This is a genomic window from Acinetobacter sp. YH12144, from assembly GCF_013418345.1.
Classification (GTDB): domain Bacteria; phylum Pseudomonadota; class Gammaproteobacteria; order Pseudomonadales; family Moraxellaceae; genus Acinetobacter; species Acinetobacter amyesii.
In genome coordinates this window covers 18,703-38,078 of record NZ_VPCD01000018.1, presented here as the reverse complement: position 1 = coordinate 38,078, position 19,376 = coordinate 18,703, and the positions used below count along the sequence as shown (strand labels likewise).

General features: G+C 40.1%; 18 protein-coding genes. 6 read left to right on the top strand and 12 right to left on the bottom strand.

The genetic code is table 11. The features are described 5' to 3' along the window. The 3 genes from FTU79_RS12445 to FTU79_RS12435 form a co-directional block, all read right to left on the bottom strand. Positions 1-936: a TIGR01777 family oxidoreductase gene (locus tag FTU79_RS12445; RefSeq protein ID WP_168379055.1), complete on the bottom strand. Its 936-nt coding sequence runs from the start codon at positions 934-936 to the stop codon at positions 1-3. A 66-nt stretch (positions 937-1,002) separates the two neighbouring features. Next, positions 1,003-1,452 carry an ABZJ_00895 family protein gene (locus FTU79_RS12440; protein ID WP_168379056.1) on the bottom strand — a complete coding sequence of 150 codons (450 nt, stop codon included), beginning with the start codon at positions 1,450-1,452 and terminating at the stop codon, positions 1,003-1,005. 394 nt (positions 1,453-1,846) lie between these two features. After that, a complete protein-coding gene (locus FTU79_RS12435) occupies positions 1,847-2,791 on the bottom strand; it encodes a GGDEF domain-containing protein (protein WP_180050375.1) in 945 nt (314 codons plus the stop codon). A 185-nt stretch (positions 2,792-2,976) separates the two neighbouring features. On the opposite strand from FTU79_RS12435, the gene FTU79_RS12430 reads away from it, so the two are divergent. From FTU79_RS12430 to FTU79_RS12420, 3 genes are all read left to right on the top strand, one after another. Further along, entirely contained in the window at positions 2,977-3,354 is a 378-nt protein-coding gene (locus FTU79_RS12430; protein WP_180050372.1) for a VOC family protein, read from the top strand. Between the two features lie 133 nt (positions 3,355-3,487). After that, the gene (locus tag FTU79_RS12425; RefSeq protein ID WP_373685663.1) at positions 3,488-4,741 is read left to right on the top strand and encodes an exonuclease SbcCD subunit D C-terminal domain-containing protein; all 1,254 of its coding nucleotides are present in this window, start codon (positions 3,488-3,490) and stop codon (positions 4,739-4,741) included. Positions 4,742-4,750: 9 nt separating this feature from the next. After that, the gene (locus FTU79_RS12420) at positions 4,751-8,344 is read left to right on the top strand and encodes an AAA family ATPase (protein ID WP_180050365.1); all 3,594 of its coding nucleotides are present in this window, start codon (positions 4,751-4,753) and stop codon (positions 8,342-8,344) included. Positions 8,345-8,392: 48 nt separating this feature from the next. On the opposite strand, the gene FTU79_RS12415 is transcribed toward FTU79_RS12420, so the two are convergent. Together FTU79_RS12415 and FTU79_RS12410 are read right to left on the bottom strand one after the other, a co-directional pair. Then, on the bottom strand, positions 8,393-9,193 hold the full coding sequence (locus FTU79_RS12415; RefSeq protein ID WP_078193098.1) for a thioesterase family protein: 801 nt from the start codon (positions 9,191-9,193) through the stop codon (positions 8,393-8,395). A 193-nt stretch (positions 9,194-9,386) separates the two neighbouring features. Continuing rightward, on the bottom strand, positions 9,387-10,073 hold the full coding sequence (locus FTU79_RS12410; RefSeq protein WP_180026560.1) for a YggS family pyridoxal phosphate-dependent enzyme: 687 nt from the start codon (positions 10,071-10,073) through the stop codon (positions 9,387-9,389). 125 nt (positions 10,074-10,198) lie between these two features. Between FTU79_RS12410 and FTU79_RS12405 the strand changes: the two genes are divergently transcribed. Continuing rightward, positions 10,199-11,236, top strand: coding sequence for a type IV pilus twitching motility protein PilT (locus FTU79_RS12405; protein WP_078190026.1), 1,038 nt, complete (start codon positions 10,199-10,201; stop codon positions 11,234-11,236). A 27-nt stretch (positions 11,237-11,263) separates the two neighbouring features. Continuing rightward, the gene (locus FTU79_RS12400) at positions 11,264-12,385 is read left to right on the top strand and encodes a PilT/PilU family type 4a pilus ATPase (protein ID WP_168379063.1); all 1,122 of its coding nucleotides are present in this window, start codon (positions 11,264-11,266) and stop codon (positions 12,383-12,385) included. Between the two features lie 78 nt (positions 12,386-12,463). Here FTU79_RS12400 and fur read toward each other — a convergent pair whose 3' ends face one another. Next, on the bottom strand, positions 12,464-12,901 hold the full coding sequence (fur, locus tag FTU79_RS12395) for a ferric iron uptake transcriptional regulator (RefSeq protein WP_078193101.1): 438 nt from the start codon (positions 12,899-12,901) through the stop codon (positions 12,464-12,466). 112 nt (positions 12,902-13,013) lie between these two features. On the opposite strand from fur, the gene FTU79_RS12390 reads away from it, so the two are divergent. Continuing rightward, a complete protein-coding gene (locus tag FTU79_RS12390; protein ID WP_078193102.1) occupies positions 13,014-13,412 on the top strand; it encodes an outer membrane protein assembly factor BamE in 399 nt (132 codons plus the stop codon). Positions 13,413-13,455: 43 nt separating this feature from the next. Here the strand turns inward: FTU79_RS12390 and FTU79_RS12385 are convergent, their stop codons facing one another. The 6 genes from FTU79_RS12385 to FTU79_RS12360 all read right to left on the bottom strand — a co-directional run bounded on the left by FTU79_RS12385 (position 13,456) and on the right by FTU79_RS12360 (position 19,127). Then, complete coding sequence (locus tag FTU79_RS12385) at positions 13,456-13,782, bottom strand: RnfH family protein (protein WP_180004252.1); 327 nt, start codon at positions 13,780-13,782, stop codon at positions 13,456-13,458. Then, positions 13,782-14,864 carry a hypothetical protein gene (locus tag FTU79_RS12380; RefSeq protein ID WP_180004250.1) on the bottom strand — a complete coding sequence of 361 codons (1,083 nt, stop codon included), beginning with the start codon at positions 14,862-14,864 and terminating at the stop codon, positions 13,782-13,784. Before FTU79_RS12380 ends, FTU79_RS12385 begins: the two co-directional genes overlap by 1 nt. 142 nt (positions 14,865-15,006) lie before the next feature. Next, positions 15,007-15,462: a bacteriohemerythrin gene (locus FTU79_RS12375; protein ID WP_078190032.1), complete on the bottom strand. Its 456-nt coding sequence runs from the start codon at positions 15,460-15,462 to the stop codon at positions 15,007-15,009. A 263-nt stretch (positions 15,463-15,725) separates the two neighbouring features. Further along, on the bottom strand, positions 15,726-16,574 hold the full coding sequence (locus FTU79_RS12370; protein ID WP_111885279.1) for a class II glutamine amidotransferase: 849 nt from the start codon (positions 16,572-16,574) through the stop codon (positions 15,726-15,728). A 209-nt stretch (positions 16,575-16,783) separates the two neighbouring features. Continuing rightward, positions 16,784-17,692 carry an acetylglutamate kinase gene (gene argB / locus FTU79_RS12365; RefSeq protein ID WP_078190033.1) on the bottom strand — a complete coding sequence of 303 codons (909 nt, stop codon included), beginning with the start codon at positions 17,690-17,692 and terminating at the stop codon, positions 16,784-16,786. A 10-nt stretch (positions 17,693-17,702) separates the two neighbouring features. Next, positions 17,703-19,127: a phosphomannomutase/phosphoglucomutase gene (locus FTU79_RS12360; RefSeq protein WP_180050362.1), complete on the bottom strand. Its 1,425-nt coding sequence runs from the start codon at positions 19,125-19,127 to the stop codon at positions 17,703-17,705. Between the last annotated feature and the right edge of the window lie 249 nt (positions 19,128-19,376).

The following is a 19,376-nucleotide window of genomic DNA, read 5'->3' as shown; positions in this document are numbered from 1 at the left end:
CTAAGCCAATAAATCCTGCAAGGCTTCTTTTAACGTCGGAAATTTAAACTCAAAGCCTTGCTGTAATAAAGCAGCTGGCTGAACCAGTTGACCATTTAAAATTAATTGCGATTGCTCACCCAATAAAATTTTAAAAACAATTGCAGGCACATTGAGCCACGGCTTTTTCGCTAATTGACGTGCTGCAATCTGCGCAAATTGAGCCTGTGTCGATTTTTCAGGCGCAACTAAATTAAAAATATGCGGATCGATTGGCGTGGGTTCAAGCAATGCATGTTTTTTCTCTGCTTGTTTCATTAAAAACAGCATACTTCGGATCACATCTTGTATATGTATCCACACAAAAGGCTGCCGACCGGAACCTATTTTGTTGACCAAATTGAGCTGAATCGGTCGCAGCATTTGCGGTAAGATTCCGCCACCTTCAGCCAAGACCACACCTAGTCGTGTGATAATGGTATTTTGTTCAGGAAATTGGCGTGTGACTTGCTCCCAACTTTGGCATAGCTCTGACATAAAAATGGCTTGTGGTGCAGCATTTTCATCGCACACTTTTGTCCATTGTTCTTCAATATCAATACCATAATAGCCAACAGCCGAACCTGAAATAATGCATTTCGGAAAAATTTTACGTTTACGTAAATATTGATACAGCGCTTCTGTGGTTTTGACCCGACTTTCTAATAATTGCTGTTTACGCGTCTCTGTCCAGCGACCTTTGCCGATACTTTCACCTGCAAGATTAATCACATAATCAATTCTGTCATGAGGAATTTGATCGAGCTGCTGTACCCAAGTTAAATGTGGTGATTTAGAAATACGCCCAGCCTTACGACTGAGCCCAATCACTTTATAATCCGCAGCTAAAAGTGCCTTGATGAGATGTGTGCCAATAAAACCGCTGCCACCCGTCAGCAGTACTGTGGGCTGATGCATAATTTGTTCTTATCTATATGAAATAATACTGTTATCTATAGAACAAGATCACCAGATGATCAAGCTTTATGCGCCAAACTTTTGAGAAGCCATCCGCTGTGCTTGCGGACCATAAAACCAATAGGTGATTAAATACAAAGGGATAGCCATCAGTAATAACATGATCACCATTAAACTCATAAACTGAGGATGTTGAACATAGAGCATTAAATTTTGCCAAATTTCAGGATCTTTTCTTGAAAAAATTGCGATACCCAAAAGTACAAAACCAAAATTATATAACCAAAAAATCAGGCTAAAACCTAGGGTAAATTTTTTACGTTCTGCCTGTGTCGGTGCTCTCTGATTTTTATTTAAAAACCGAAATAACACCACGATCATGGCAATCAGATAGGGTACGACCGTTAAAATACCACCCACACCCTGTGGCAATAATGCTGCGATCACACCGCAAATACAGGTCATGATTAAACAAATGAAAAAAAACAAGAAAAAATAACGTGTTAAAGACACCATGACCCTAACCCAAGAAGAAGTTGACACCTAGTATAAAAAAAAATGCATTTTTTTTCATTTTCATGTCAACCAATCTGTAAACGGCTACGTTATATAGGGTACAAGGTCTGTAGCAACCGATGATTTGGACGGCATCCACAATGTTTCGGTGACCTTTTTAAAAGCAATAAGTTTCATTTTGAATTTAAGTATGAACAGCAGCCATCACTTAAATTTGAAATCGATTTTTTGACCGACGATTTCATCATCACTCGAATCGTCGGTCTTTTATTTTGTGCCTTATGTATTCAGCATTTAATTTTTATATTCTACACCCAAAAAAATCAGCCGATAAAATATCGACTGACTAAAAACTTGCTGCAACTTTAAAATAAGTCACAACAGCAAAGCCATGTTATGCAGCACAATAGCGATTACGCCCCTGTCTTTTCGCTACATAGAGGTTTTTATCGACCTGATCCAAAAATTGCATTCGATTATCTAGATCTGATGGAATAATGGTTTTTACCCCCATGCTGAGTGTGACGAGTTCAGACACCGCTGAAGCTTTATGCGGTAATCGTGCAGCACGCACGGCCTCCATAATTCTATCGGCCATCACTGCTGCTGCTGCCTCATTGGTTTCTGGTAAAATCCAAGCAAATTCCTCACCACCAAAACGCGCGACTAAATCACGAGGTCGTGTACAACAAGATTCCAAACTTTTCGCAATTTGACGCAGACATGTATCCCCAATCACATGACCATTCAAGTCGTTGTATTGTTTAAAATAATCCAAATCGATCAGAATTAAACTCAGTGGCTTTTGTGTGCGTATCGCGTTCAACCATTCGCGTTGATAAAAGTCATCAAACAAACGTCGATTGGCAATACCGGTTAAGCCATCTTTATATGAATATTCTTCGAGCTGACGTTGCAATTTTTGTAACTGTTCTTCTTGTTTTTTACGTTCGGAAATATCAAACATAAATCCTACGAGGCAATCTACATCACCATTTGGTTTACGCACGACATGCACAACATCACGTATCCAAAGATATGAACCATCCTCTTTAAGTGCGCGATAATCTGCCTCATGATCTATACCAGCCATCGACTGCGAAACACAATAATTCAGCACAAAATCACGGTCTTCCTCATGCATACGTGATGCCCAGTCCTGAACGGTGCGCCAAGTATTTTGCTTCCAACCGAGCAACTTTTCAATTTGCGGTCCAATATAGCTGAATGTTTTACTGTCCCAATCAATACACCATGGAATGGCTAAAGTAGATTCAAGCAGCGTTTTATATACCATACTACTGGCAAGTTTTTCTTCATCAAACGGATTATTTGGCATACATATGCTCCACGTTTCCCCAAGCAGGTCGAATCAACCTAACTCTCCATACAAGCACTGATATACAGGATACCCACAAAAAATAATATTCCTAGTTCTTGGTATTTTTTAAGCTATTTAAAGATTCAACTATTCTAAAGTGAATACTGATTCGCTTATTTTTATAAAAACAAGTATTTATACCAATGAATCAACTCTGTTATTTTGAAATCCAATCCTCAAATCCTGCTCGGGAAATCAGTTTTTATCAATATGTTTTTGCTTGGACCTTTACTGAAGTCAAAGGGTTACCAATCCAATATTATCAAATTGAAACGCAAGGAATTCACGGTGGCTTATTAGAACCTCCTGCAGCGACACCACCAACGCATTGTGGCACCAATGCCTTTACCTGTAGTTTTGAAGTTGAAGATTTCGACCAAATCGCTGAGAGAATTTTGGCGCAAGGTGGTCAAATTGCCATGGAAAAATTTGCGATAGCTGGACAATGCTGGCAAGGCTATTTCTTAGACCCAGACCACAATACCTTTGGCCTCGTACAAGTCGATTCAAATGCACAGTAACAGCTTAGATTGATGACCTTGTAACTGTCGAGAACGACTTAGTTTGACGTATGAATGATTAATCACCCTCGAAAATGTGAACATCTGTGATACTTTAGACCCCAATCAATTTTTTTGATTTTTGGGGGCTTGCATGACTGTTCGTTTTTTTCATACTTCTGATTGGCATTTAGGACAATTCTTCTATAACCACTCACGTGACTACGAACACGAACAGTTTCTTCATTGGTTACTCGAACAAATAGAACAAAAGCAGCCGCATGCCCTGCTGATAGCTGGCGATATTTTTGATGTCATCAACCCAGCTTCCAAAGCGCAAAAACAGCTCTATCAATTTTTAGCCGATGCGCATGTGCGTGCCCCGCACATGCAAACCCTGATGATCGCAGGCAATCATGACTCAGGTTACCGTATTGAACAAGTTGAGCCATTATTAGAAAAATACCATGCCAAAGCTGTTGGCGTGGTCCATAAAAATACTGAAGGTCAGCTCGATTTAGACCGATTACTCGTGCCTATTTATGATGAACACAAAAATATTGTGGCATGGTGTCTAACCTTACCTTTTTTACGGGCTGCCGAGATCACCGGATTCAATGATCAAACCACCAATAGCCAAAACGCTATTACCTATGTGCATCAGCAATTAATTGCGGAAGCCAAAGCACGTAAAACTTCAGATCAAGCCTTAATTTTAATGTCACATGCCCACATGCAAGGCGGTGAAACGTCGGACTCAGAGCGCCCGATTATTATTGGCAATGAAGAAGCGCTTTCGACTGCCCTATTTGATGATGTAATTGACTATGTCGCACTTGGGCATTTGCATAAACCGCAAAAAGTCGCACAGACCCATATCCGTTATAGCGGCTCACCGATTCCCCTGTCATTTAGTGAAATTAATTATAAGCACCAAGTGCTTGAGATCAGTATTGATCCAACTCAAACAGATGAATCACGCTTTCAAATGGGGTCCTTAGCAATTCCGCGCAGTGTGCAATTGCATCGCATCAAAGGCACAATTCCAGAAGTTTTGGCACAATTATCTGCTTTGGCGAGCGGTGAAATTGAAGATATTGATCAGCGTGAATATGTCGAAATTGAATACCATACCGACACCCCGCCTGCACCTAATTTAAGACAGCAGTTTGAAGAGGCTTTAGCGCCAAACCGTTATCGTCTCGTACGGATTAGTCGTCGTTATTTAAATACAGATGTAAATGATTCGAAGCAAGCTGCAATTAACCTTGATCCGCCTACACCAGAACAACTATTTCAAAATCTTTGGGAAAAACAAGGGTACGGTGCTGATGATACCGTAATGAAAGATTTTTTAAGTTTGGTGGATGAAGCACAAAAATCACTTGAAGATGATGCGAACGCTTAAGGAATTGCCATGAAAATTTTATCTATACGTATTAAAAACTTGGCATCTTTAGCGGGTGAACATTTTATTGATTTTGAATCTGAGCCTTTAGCCAGTGCAGGCTTAGTAGCAATTATTGGCAAAACTGGTGCAGGTAAATCAACCATTTTAGATGCCATGTGTTTGGCGCTGTTTAATCGTGTGCCACGTTTAAAAGACAGCGATGGTAAACTGATCGATATCGATGGTTCAGAGTTGCCAACCAACTCACCGCAAACCGTATTACGCCGTGGCACAGGTCAAGGCTTTGCCGAGCTCAGCTTTGTTGCCCAAGACCAAAAAGTCTATTCAGCGCGTTGGGAAATTAAACGTGCCCGTGAAAACCCAAATGGCAAATTGCAAAGCGTACAGCGTTCACTGAAATGCTTAACGGATGGCAGTGTCGTTGCAGATAAAACTAAAGCGGTTGAGAGCCAAATTTTACGCATTACTCAACTCAGTTTTGAGCAATTTACTCGTGCTGTTTTACTGGCTCAGTCAGAAGTGACCGCTTTTTTAAAAGCGCGTGATAATGAACGTGGCGAGCTATTGGAATATCTGACCAATTCCAGTATTTTCGGAAAAATTGGTCAATTGGCCTTTGAAAAAACTAAACAAATTGCCAATCAGCGTAAAGAGCTGGAAAATGTTTTAGGACATATTGAAATATTGTCTGATGAAGATCTAATAACAACCACGAATCAATTCAATACGGTTTCTACAGAATATAAAAAGCTGGAAATAGAAAAATCAGCGTTCGAAAAAAATCAACAGTGGTATGAACAAAAGCAAAAATACGAAACTGATGTGCAAGCACGTCAGCAACAACTACAAAATCAGCAACAACAACTTGATGCACTTGCGCCTGAAAAGCTACAACTGCAACAACTTGAACGCTTTTCATCTATACGCCCAAGTGTAATTCAACAAAAAAATATCAAGCTTGAAATTGCACAATTACAGCCGCAATTGACACATGCACAACAGCATTTTTCAGAGATTGAACAACAATTCAATGCTGAAAAAACCATCTTTGAAAAAATAGATACAGAACAAAAACAACAGCATCAATTTGAGATTCAACATCAAGACAAAATTAAACTGGTGCGTGACCGGATTGCTGAACGTCTTGTATTGGTAGATCAATTACGCAAAGCGCAAGGTGATTTTAAAGAGATTGAAAACCAACTTGTTCCGCATATCAACAATGAAAAACAGATGAAGGAACAGCTTGAGCAACTGCAAACCAATATTGCTCAACACACGGCACAGCTAGAAAGTTCAAATCACTTTGCCTCACTCGATGATGCACTTTCAGCGCATATCACACAGACTCAACGATTTATTCAAAGTTATGCACAATTTGAAAAAAATTATGGCAATGTGCAACAAGCCAATACACAATTACAGACACAACAAAAACAACTTGAAAAATTAACGCAAACATTTGGGCAAGAAGATGCGCTCAATCAGAAAATTTCATCACTACGTTACGAACGTGACCAGCTTTTACAAAAATTAAATCAGCTCAATGTTGTTCAGCAACAATGGCAAAGCTTCCAAAATATTGATGCTGAAAACAACAATCTCATGACGGTGAAACGTACACTAGCTCAGCAAATTAAACAAAGTCATACGCAGCTAAAAACGGCCGAACTTACCTATCAAACGCAGAAAAATGAGCGTGAAAAACTGCAACACATGTTGCAACAACAGCGCTTACTGAATACGGAAAATATTGAAAAATTGCGTGCAGATTTGGTCGATGGCGAAGCGTGTTTAGTCTGTGGAAGTACCCATCATCCTTATTCAGAAAAAGAAGCTTTTTCTGATGAATTACTGAAACTACAAACGCAACAAGAACAACAAGCACTTGCATTGGAAAAAGTGGCTTTCGAAGCTTGGCAAAAATTACAAACCACCTCCACTCAGCAAACCGCGTTAATGGATGCCAATGCGCAACAGCTAGCGACCTTAAAAATACAACTTGATCAGGCAAAAAATGCGCTTCAACAACAATTAAATATTCTAAATATTTCTTTTGATTTTTCACATCAGCATGAAGCCTTGGCGCAACTGATTCAGACAAGAATCAATGAATCACAACAAGCGCAAAAACAAACTGAAGATGCCTTAATTTCACATGAAAATGCTCAAAAACAAAGTCATGCACTCATAACTTCAATTCAACAAACCACACAGCACTTATCCAGTGTGCAACAAGCTGAAATCAATATTCAGCATATTCTCATTGTGTTGAATGACGTAGAAAAAAAATTATGGGAACAGTCGACTTTAAGCGCGGCTAAACAGATTTATCACACACTACAACAACGTCAAAATTACTTAAAGCAACGCCACGAGTTAAATACTCAATATAATCAAACTTCACAACAGCTTGAGCACTATCAGCAACAAATTAAATTTAGTCAGGAAAAAATTCAAACGGCTCAAAATCTAATTGAAAATTTAACAATTGAGGGCAAAAAAAATAGTGATATTGCGATTCAAACTATTTTTGAGATGACCCAAACACAAGTTGAAAAACCACATGATTGGTTAAATGATTTTGACCAAAACAGACAACTGTTACAGACGAGATTCAATCAGGCTCGTCAAACATTCGATCAAGTACGTCAAGCCTTTGAAACCAGTCAAAGTCGCTTAAAAGAATACCTCACCCAGCAAACACAATTAGTCACTCAAATGAGGCATGTTGAAAATACGCTTCAACAATGGATGAGCCAAAATTCAGAATTTAGTGAAACGCTGTTAGCGCAACTTAGTGCAATTTCATATGAACAAGAACAGCAGCTTAAACAGCGTGTTTTAAATGCAGAACGTGCCTATTCAGATGCTCAAGCAGGTATTCAGGCTATTCAAGAAACGTTGAAACAGCATTTAAAAACACAGCCTGAAATACAAATTTTACAAATCGAGCGTGTCATTGCACTAAATCTTAAAGCCCTTGCAGAACAGCAAGAACTTAGAGATCAACTTAAAAGTAAGTTAGATGTTCATTTTTCTAACCTCAGCAAACAAAAACAATTTGCCGATCAGATTCAACAGATCCAATCTGAAGAACATCGTTGGAATAAAATTTCGAGCTTAATGGGCGATGCAACGGGCAAGAAGTTCCGTGATTTGGCGCAGCAATATAACCTTGATATTTTAATCGAGTATGCTAACCAGCAATTGGCGATACTTTCACAGCGCTATACCTTAAAGCGCCTTGAAAATTCCTTAAGTCTAGCCATTATCGATCATGACATGGATGGCGAAACTCGCTCTGTCTCTTCGCTTTCAGGTGGTGAGTCGTTCTTAACAGCACTCGCTTTATCCTTAGCCATTGCAAGCATGGCATCAGGAACAACGAAAATCGAAAGCCTATTTATTGACGAAGGATTTGGCACGCTAGATGCCTCAAGTCTACACATGGTCATGAATGCTCTAGATCAGTTGCAAAACCAAGGCCGTAAAGTAGTATTGATCTCGCATATTCAAGAAATGCACGAACGAATCCCTGTGCAAATTCAAGTCAATCCTGTCGGAGCAGGTGCAAGCACCATCCAAATCGTATCTTAAAAAAAGCCTGCTTAAAGCAGGCTTTATAATTTTTGATTCTCTAGATCATTACGTCCCGAGTGGACGTAGCGTTAAAATCTGTTCACTACGCCCAAATGGGCCATGGACATCATGCAATACAGAACTACTCAAACCAACACCATCCGCTCCATACTGCTGCACGGTTTCCAGACCTAACCACTGTCCCTGTGGTAAACGGTGCAAATGGATTTGTAGATCCAGATTTGGAAAGCCCCAGCCAAATGGCCAATCCTGACGCGGAACAATACCATTGGCGGTATCAACCATGCCCATTAAACGGACAAAATCAGCAGTCGGCTCACCTTCAACCATGTCATGCTGTGTTCTCAGCCACACAATGCCTTGACCTGCACGGCGCCCATGGCTTCTTGCTTCAATCGACTGAATATATCCCCCCGGCCACTGACGGATACCGTCCCAAATCGGCGCAGTTTCTGGCCCAGTCACATCAGCATCCTCCAAACCTTTCACGGACTGGCTATTTTGCGTCATCATGCGCCAAGTGCGTGCCACAATGCAGGTTTTGCCCTGAGCCCGCATTTCAGATTCAATCAGTTCAATGGTTTTTCCCGGACGAATCACTTGCGTGATTATTTCAAACTCGCCAGCAGGAATTAAGCCCAAAATATCGAGGCTAATGCGCCCGATACGCATATCATGACGTGGTGAAAAACGGTCTAATTCAGCACAAATAATGCCTGTAGCTGGTGCCATGTGTTGCTCATGTGCATTCCATGCACCTTGTGCTAAATTGGTCGAATGGTAATGTGCCGTGACACAGCCTTGCGCATCTACGTCGCGTTGAATCAACTGATAATATGCCGTCATGAACTTCCCTATTTGTCCAAGTGTGAATTACTTCAATATCAAAAACATCCTGATTATTTTGTACTCAACTTTAATGGAAAGTTCAAATTAAAAGGCTCACTTTGAACCCATAGGTTTCATCTATTGTGAAAATTTATCTGCTGTGCTTACACTTTATAAGCCTAGTTTTTGAAAGCAGGCTGAATCTTCTGTCCTATTTTGAATAATCACGTGCGCCAAACAATGCTGTCCCCACGCGAACCATCGTTGAACCCGCAGCAATCGCATCAGTCATATCGCCTGACATCCCCATACTTAATGTATCCCAATCTTCAGGTTTCGCATGCTGTGCTTTGACGTGTTCAAAGAGCATTTTGGCATCAGCAAACGCTTGCGGATTGTTTGGAGCAGGAATCACCATCAGTCCACGTAAGCGTAAATTCGGTAGCGTAGAAATCTGTGCGACCAAATCTGCTACTTCATTCGGCTGACAGCCATCCTTCGTATCTTGCGCATCAATATTGACTTGTAGGCAAATATTCAAAGGTGCTTGCGTCGCTTCTCGCTGGCTTGATAAACGCTCCGCAATAATCAAACGGTCTACCCCATGCACCCAAGCAAAATTTGAAGCCAAATGTTTGGTTTTATTGCGCTGTACATGACCAATGAAATGCCAATCAATCTCTAAATCTGCCAAAGCCTCAATTTTTTCAAGCGCTTCTTGCAGATAATTTTCACCAAATGAGCGTTGCCCCGTTGCATACATTTCTCTTAGCATTTCAGCAGGATGCGTCTTAGATACAGCCAACAATTCAACCGACTGCTGTGGTCGACCCGCAAGTTGGCAAGCCTGCTCAATTTGCTGCAAGACTTGATTTCGTGCTTCTTGAAGTTTATTCATTGACGGGGTTCTCATTTCATTCATCTTTTTTTGCATTGCCCTGCAACTAAGTGTTGGTTAAGCTGTGGGAAAGCCTTATTATTCTATCAAAATAATTAAGATTTAATTTTTATCTCGGGGATTTTATGGACATTACAGAACTATTGGCCTTTGCTGCCAAAAATAACGCTTCGGATTTACATTTATCTTCTGGTATGCCACCAATGATTCGTGTGGATGGTGAAGTTCGTCGTATTAACCTTCCTGCTCTTGAACACAAAGAAGTGCACAAATTGGTTTACGACATCATGAACGATAAACAGCGTCGTGATTACGAAGAAAAATTAGAAACTGACTTTTCATTTGAAGTACCTGGTGTGGCTCGTTTCCGTGTGAACGCATTTAACCAAAACCGTGGTGCTGGTGCCGTATTCCGTACCATTCCTTCAAAAGTACTAACCATTGAAGATCTTGGCATGGGCCAAATATTCAAGGATATTTGTGAATATCCACGTGGCATCGTATTGGTGACCGGTCCAACAGGTTCGGGTAAATCAACCACGCTTGCTGCGATGGTCGATTACATTAACGACAACCGTTATGACCATATTTTAACGGTCGAAGACCCGATCGAATTTGTACACGAATCAAAAAAATGCTTGGTCAACCAACGTGAAGTACACCGTGATACGCACGGCTTTAACGAAGCACTTCGTTCCGCACTGCGTGAAGACCCGGATATTATCTTAGTCGGTGAGATGCGTGACCTTGAAACCATTCGTTTGGCGCTGACAGCTGCTGAAACCGGTCACTTGGTCTTCGGTACACTCCATACAACCTCTGCCGCAAAAACCATTGACCGTGTGATTGACGTATTCCCTGCTGAAGAAAAAGACATGGTTCGTGCCATGTTATCTGAATCACTTCAAGCCGTAATTTCACAAACCCTACTCAAGAAAAATGGTGGCGGTCGTGTGGCTGCGCATGAAATCATGATCGGTATTCCTGCGATCCGTAACTTGATTCGTGAAAACAAAGTCGCGCAAATGTATTCTGCGATTCAAACGGGTGCCAACTACGGTATGACCACACTCGATCAAAGCTTAAAAAACCTTGTCGCAAAAGGCATTATTAGTACGCAAACTGCACGGACTGCAGCAAAACAACCCGAATCTTTCTTGTAATTTTTTTATTTTTCTGGGGCGATCGTTATGGATTTTAACGGCTTACTTGATTATATGGTGGAGAAAAAAGCATCGGATTTGTTTATTACAGCCGATGTTGAACCCTCGATTAAGATCAATGGGCAAATTTTGCCAATTGGCTCGACTAAGTTACCGGGCCCGACTGTCGGTCAAATCTTACATTCGATTATGTCTGACAAACAGCGTAAGGAATTTGCCGATACGCGCGAATGTAACTTTGCCATTAGTAATACCAGTAAATCTGCTCGTTTTCGTGTCAGTGCATTTCAACAACGTGACCAGCCAGGTATGGTGCTGCGTCGTATCGAAACTGTCATTCCAACGATGGATGAGTTGAAATTACCGCCGATTTTAAAAGAATTGGCGATGACCAAACGTGGCATTATTATTTTCGTAGGTGCAACAGGTACGGGTAAATCAACCTCTTTGGCGTCTTTGATTGGCTATCGTAATGAAAATAGCAAAGGTCATATCATTACCATTGAAGACCCGATTGAATTTGTACACCAACACCGAGGCTGTATCATTACCCAACGTGAAGTGGGTATTGATACCGACTCTTTCGAAGTTGCCTTAAAAAATACGCTACGTCAGGCACCTGACGTGATTCTGATTGGTGAGATTCGTTCACGAGAAACTATGGACTATGCGATTGCCTTTGCTGAAACCGGTCACTTGGTTTTTGCAACACTGCATGCCAACAACGCCAACCAGGCCATCGATCGTATCATTCACTTCTTTGAAGCAGATCGTCATAGTCAGCTATTCATGGACTTGTCTTTGAACTTAAAAGCAATGGTTGCGCAGCAGTTGATTCCAACCATTGATGGTAATTCACGTCGTGCTGCCATTGAGATTTTGATCAACTCACCTTTAATTTCAGACTTAATCCGTAAGGGTGAAGTGCATGAAATTAAAGACCTGATGAAGCGTTCTCGTGAACTAGGTATGCAAACCTTTGACCAAGCCTTATATGACCTTTATAAAGCCAAGCAAATTAGCTACAAAGATGCGCTAAAACATGCCGACTCACCGAACGACCTGCGTCTACAAATTAAATTGTCTGAAGAAGGCGGTGAGCATTTACTGCGTGCAAATTCAAATATTACCTTTGATGGTCAACATTAATTTTGCTTAAACGCTTTCGGAAATAAAAAACAGACTTCACATGAAGTCTGTTTTTTATTCATTCTCATCCGCATCGGATTATTTTTTACGATATGCTTCTTGGCATTCAGGCGCATCACAATAGCCATAAAGATTTAATGAGTGACCTGTAAGTTGGAAACCAAATTTTTCTGCCACTTGATGTTGCTCATGCTCAATCACATCATTAGTAAATTCCACCACTTTATTGCAGTTTTGACACACAATATGGTCATGGTGATCTTCTTGCATAATCTCAAAAACAGAATGATTGTTTTCAAAATGATGGCGTTGAATAATACCTGCAGCTTCAAACTGTGTTAACACGCGATACACAGTTGCTAAACCCACATCTTCACCCTGTTCAAGTAAAGTCTTATAAATATCTTCTGCGCTTAAGTGATGTTGTCTTGAATTTTCAAGCAATTCCAATATTTTAATTCGTGGAAGTGTAACTTTAAGTCCAGCTTTACGTAAATCTTGATTTGAAATAGGCATGAAAAAAGGTCTCTCAACAAAATTAAAGTTGGAATATGCAACAAAGTTTAGATGCAGTATGATCTATCCTTGGATCAAATGCATCATAATTAATTTGGGATAGTTTAGCAAAATGCAAAAAATCATGCTGACGTTATTTGTCACTTCATTGCTCGTAGGCTGTTCAACCTTGGGTGTTTATAAAGTTGATATTCCACAAGGTACACCTTTAACTCAAGCACAAGCGGCTAAAATTCAAGTGGGAATGAGCCACCAACAAGTTCGCTTTTTGCTAGGTAGTCCAACTGTTGCCGATCCAATGAATCCGTTACGTTGGGACTACATTTATAAGTATACCCCAGGAACATATGCTAAAAAAGCCAAGATTCCTGCTGCACATGGTCAACACTTAAAAATCTTCTTTGACCAAAACGGTATCGTTCAAAAAATTGAAGGCTTAGAAACCATTCCAGAGTCTCAACCTGGCTTACCAGGTTCTAAAGAAGCGATTTTAACTGCGCCACCACTATAGTCGCTTTCAGATAAAAATAAACCCCTAAATTTAGGGGTTTTTTTTATAAGTACAATTGTTTGAAACGATTGCCTCGACAATAACGACCAACGGGATTTTTCTTGGCGCGATTACGACGAATATCTTTCGGATTAATGGTTAATGCACGATAGATTTCGACACGATCACCTGCTTCAAGTAACTGAGATGAATCGCTTACACGCGCCCCGAAGATTCCTAGTGTTAATACTTCTGGTAAATCTACTTGTTTTCGAATGCCACTTTGCACAATAGCATCTTCAACCGTCATACCGGGATTAAAGATTAGAGGAATTAATATCTGCTGTTCCACGCTCGCATAAGCCACCCACACTTGTAACTGAGCTGTCATTAGAATAACTGCCCAATCACAGCCACCAATGCCAATATTATTGACAAGGGCACTACGATACGTACAGCAATACGCCAAATATTATAAAAGGTTTCATGACTGAAGTTCATTGACTTACGTAGATGACTAATCTTCATAATCCAACCTGCGAAAATCGCATAAATCAGACAAATAATTAAGCCCCAAATCAACAAGGCAATATTAAATACTGGAACAACAGTGCTCAGTGCCCATACAAAAACCGCAACCAATAAAATCGCCCATTGCACCACTATGGCCAATTGGCGTTGTTGTAATTGTTCACGTGCCATTTGAATCAGCAATGCTGAAGCTGCGACTAAACCCACAACCAGTGCTAAAGCAGATACTTGTGCTTTTGCTGCGAAAAAGGCAAAAGCAACCACTGCCAAAAGTTGAGCGATCCAAATCGGAAATACCGTTTTGCTTGCAATCTCTTGTTGCTTCACGGCTGGTAAACTTGACTGCCAATACAAGCCCATCCCCAAACCACTTGCTACGAGCGCCAAGACAGTTGCATTGCCCCACTCACTAAATTCGAGCGCAGTCATTTTCCACTCTGGTAAGGCAGTTCCCATAACATTCGCTAAAACTACTGCAGCAATCACACCAATAGCGGTCAAAATCACTAAAAATTGGCGTGGTACAAACGACAATGCAAATGCAATGACCGCAAGGACAGCCAAAATAATGCTATAGGCAAAGCCATTAGCTGTAAAAATTGCCACATATTGCGACGCGGCTGAAAGCATGGCACCTGCTAAAAATGGAATAAATACTACGGCAAGCCAACCGACTATACGCCATTTGGGTGAAGCATCCGCATCACGTGTTAGCGAAGACAGTGCTTGAACTGCTGTAATTTTTGAACGTTTTGCTAAAGCAATTTCCAAATAACATAGCGGTAAAGCTAAAATAAGCATTGTACCTAGCCACAACAGCCAGAAATCTAGCTGACGTTCAATTTGAATACCTGTTACCGGTGCTAAAGTTGCAATAATGATAAAAGATAAACAGAACGCCATCAGTGGCGATAACCATTTCGACATCGCATTGTCCTGCATGACAAATTCCTTTGAAAATTCTAGCGCTATTTTGCCTTGCTGTGCCTTGAAAATCAAAAACAAAAAGCAAATCACCTTAAAGGTGATTTGCTGCGCAAATGATATTATTAGAATTTAATTGTTTTTATTTCATTTTTTGAGGTTATGAAAAGAAACGTGCAAACCAATTTTTGCCTTTTTTCTTTTCTTTTTCTTTGATGATACCCATCATATTTTCTTTAACCGCACCGACATAATCAGCATCATCGTGCTGAATATGGTTAATCAGCCATTTTGAAAGCACTTCATGTAATTCATTTTCAATCGCATGCCCCATTTCAAAACGGTCACGGTAAGATTCAATTTTTTTAATAAATAAATCATGTACGCGTTTATGTGGCACACGATATTTATAACCCGCTTCTTCTTGTAAAGATTCTTCGAAGGTAAAATGTGATTGCGTGTAATCAATAATGTTTTCCAGAATTTGTTTTACACGATCACGATCTGTATTTGCGTCAATGCCATCAATTTCATTGATGTAGTCAAGAATCCGTTTGTGTTGATCGTCAATCACATCGATACCAGTATTGTATTCTGGAACCCATTTCATTTTCATTACGACCACCTATAAATATGAAGGACTTATCACGTAAATTTCATCATATAATTAAAGAACTTAAATAAAAATGAAGTAAAAAGGTTGGTTTTAATTGAAATACTGCCATTTATATTGCAATCAATTGTTTTTATTATGTTAATTTATTTAATCCCGAGTATAAAGCTAAGATATTTTTTAATCAATTCAATATCTTAGAAAACACCCTTAATTCAATAAAGTGTAAGATATTCATTTTTATAATGAATATCTTTCATTCAAAATTAATACTGATCTGCACGTGTGACACGTTTTAAAGATGGGTCCAGCCGCTCACGTTCTAAACGTTCAACAACCGTCTTTGCAGCACGAATTGGACGACCATGTTGAAATAAAATCATTTCACCCGGCTCAAATGCTGTCCAAACTTCGTTTTGCGTTAGGGGTTCAGTGGTAATCACGGCAACACGGTCTTCAGGCGTAGTGACTTCACTAAAATCGACTTCAACATCAATATCAATCAACTGTGCAGGCTGAAATGGAAACTCTCGAACCAGCCAATGCAGCTTGGTAATCGCATAACTAAATAGCGCCTGCCCATTCGACAAACAAAAATTAAAGGTGCCATGTTCTGCAATTTTAGGAGAAATTTCTAATAACAGATCAAACACCTGATCGAGTGTAGGTTCGGTATAACCAAAACGTTTCACCATTTGCTCGAGCAAATAGCAAAAGGCCAATTCACTGTCGGTATTGCCGACGGGGCTGAAGCGCCCTGTGAGCTCAGGCTGAAAGCCATGTAGGTCGCCATTATGTGCAAAAATCCACTGTCTGCCCCACAATTCACGACTAAATGGATGTGAGTTTTCAAGATTAATTTTGCCTTGTGTCGCTTTACGAATGTGTGCAATCACATTGCGAGATTTAATCGGGTAGTTTCGGATCAGCTCAGCAATCGGAGACTCTACAGCAGATTGATTGTCGACAAATAAACGACATGCTTTATCTTCAAAAAAAGCGATACCAAAGCCATCACAATGATCTGAGGTAATTCCTGCTCGCTGCGAAAATCCCCGAAACGAAAAAGTTATATCGGTAGGAGTCGCACAATTCATTCCGAGCAGCTGGCACATATCGATCATTTCAGCAGTAAATCTATGATTTCTCTATTGTGCATGACAGTTTTAGTTGTTGTAAATCTAAAATCGGCGCCATTGTAAGAGTTTTTATAATCCAACAGGGCAAATACATTATTTGATCTTTTCAAAAGTTACTTAGCCAACTGATAAATAATAAAAAAGCCTCAAAAGAGGCTTTTTTATATCAAAAAATGCTAAGTATCTTAAGCTTTTTTCACATTGGTTCGATTGGTGATTAATGTACCCACACCATGATCCGTAAAGATTTCAAGTAATGTTGCATGAGGTACACGACCATCAACAATATGTGCGCTGATTACGCCGCCTTTGACTGCATCTAATGCACAGCCAACTTTCGGAATCATGCCGCCATAGATCACGCCAGTTTCAATCAAACGATCGACTTCTTGGGTGGTTAACCCAGTCAGCAGATTTTTATTTTCGTCTAAAACACCCGTGATATTGGTCAATAAAATTAGCTTTTCCGCACCCAATGCTTCAGCCACTTTACCTGCAACCAAGTCAGCATTGATGTTATAGGTGTTGCCGTCTTCGTCTACACCTAATGGTGCAATCACAGGAATAAAATCGCTTTGGGTAAACATTTCAAGTACGTCAGTTTTCACACCAACCACTTCGCCAACTAGACCTAAATCAATCTGTTTTACTGAACCATCTTCGGCTGTTTTTTCCATCAATAATTTTTGCGCACGGATCAAATTACCATCTTTACCCGTTAAACCAATTGCACGGCCACCGTGTTTATTGATTAAGTTCACAATCGATTTGTTCACGCTGCCGCCCAAGACCATCTCGACAACTTCCATCGTTGCAGGATCAGTCACGCGCATACCGTCGATACGATCAGACTCACGGCCTAATTGTTTGAGGAATGAATCCACTTGTGGACCACCGCCATGAACCACAATCGGATTTAAACCAACCGTTTTCAGCAGCACGATATCACGTGCAAATGAGCTCTCAAGCTCAGGATCGGTCATGGCATTACCACCATACTTCACTACCAGCGTCTTACCCGCAAAACGTTGAATATACGGCAAAGCTTCCGTCAGGATTTGTGCTTTGTCGATGCCAGTATGTTGATGTGGCATTTGCCTCTCCTTATTGAGCATCTGGAATGTCATGAGCAATGTCTGGATAGTGCTCAACTAACATGGAAACAAACAGATCTCGTATTTCTTTTAAGCGTGCTGATGAGTTGGCATCAAAGCGTAAAGTGAAATACTCACCTGTATTCGATGCTCGAATGATGCCAAATCCATCATCAAAATCAAGGCGTATTCCATCAATTTTACTGATTTGTGCCAGAATTCGCGTAGAATTGGCTTCAACCTGCTTTAAAACTTCCGCTGGATCATGCTGATGCGTACTGACATATAAATCTTCGGTACTAAAGCGCTCTGGATATTTCGCCAAAGCTTCTGACAATGTCAGCCCCTGAGTTTGAATATATTCTAAGACCCTTAAGGCAGCATATAGACCGTCGTCATAGCCACCACCACGACCGTCATTAAAAACATAATGCCCTGCGTATTCACCACCAAAAACCGCTTTGCCTTTAGATTGGGAAATATATTTTCGCAAGAAACTACTGCCCGTTCGAATCATGACAGGCTGCGCATCTAAATCGCACACGGTATCCCGAATCATTGTTGAACATTTCACATCAAATACCACCTCTGCATGTGGTTTTTGAGTCAAACAAATTTCAGCAAATAAACACAATAATCGATCTGCAGAAACGACTTTGCCAGTTTCATCAATCAGCACTAAACGATCACCATCACCATCTAAAGCAATGCCAATATCGGCTTTTTGTAGCTGTATGGCTTGGCGGAGATGGGTTAAATGTTTGAGCTGTGATGGATCTGGAGCATGATCAGGGAAATGTCCATCAGCTTGGCAACGTAATGCCAAAACTTCACAGCCTAATTTATTTAATAATAAGGCTGCACAATGCCCAGCTGAACCATGCATGCCATCGATCACAACTTTAAGTGGTTGCTGTAAATGAATGTCATCTAAAATAAATTTCTGATAGGCCAAACAATATTCAGGCTTGATTTCGTGTGGCTCAATTTCAGTCATCAAATGCACGCGTTCCGATGAAAAACAATTTCGTGCTTCGACTGCAACGTGTTGAATCATCTCTGGACAAGGTGGCTCACCTTTGATAATCCACTTGATACCATTATCTGATTTTGGATTATGGCTCGCCGTCACCATAATGCCATTGCCTTGAAATTGTCCCGCAATAAAATACAACATCGGGCTTGAGCAGCAGCCAATAATTTCCGCTTCAAGGCCAGCCTCATGGCAGACTTTTTGAATTATTTTTGCATAGGTTGGACTGGTTAAACGCGCATCATAGCCAATGGCAAGTCTCTTTTGCCCTACATCTAAATATTGTTTGACTAAGCCACAAGCAATTGACTGAACTAAATCAGCATTTAAGAGCGATATTTTCCCGCGAATGTCATATGCACGAAAAATATGTTGCGGAAAGTGACTAAACAGTGAACCCATACTATGTTCTTCTAATTACATCTTTATTAATTAAAAAATCTTAAATTCTATTTAGAATTTAAGCTTTTAATTAAAGGATAAAATCCTGAAAAAAAGTGTAGCTTTTTTATAACAATTTTAGTTAATAATCAATTAATAATATTTAAACACTGATCAAAAACTTAAAATCAATCCAAAAACACCTATTATCTCTAAATTATTTTTTAAATAAATCAAGACTTTACAATTTATAAAATATCAAACCACGCG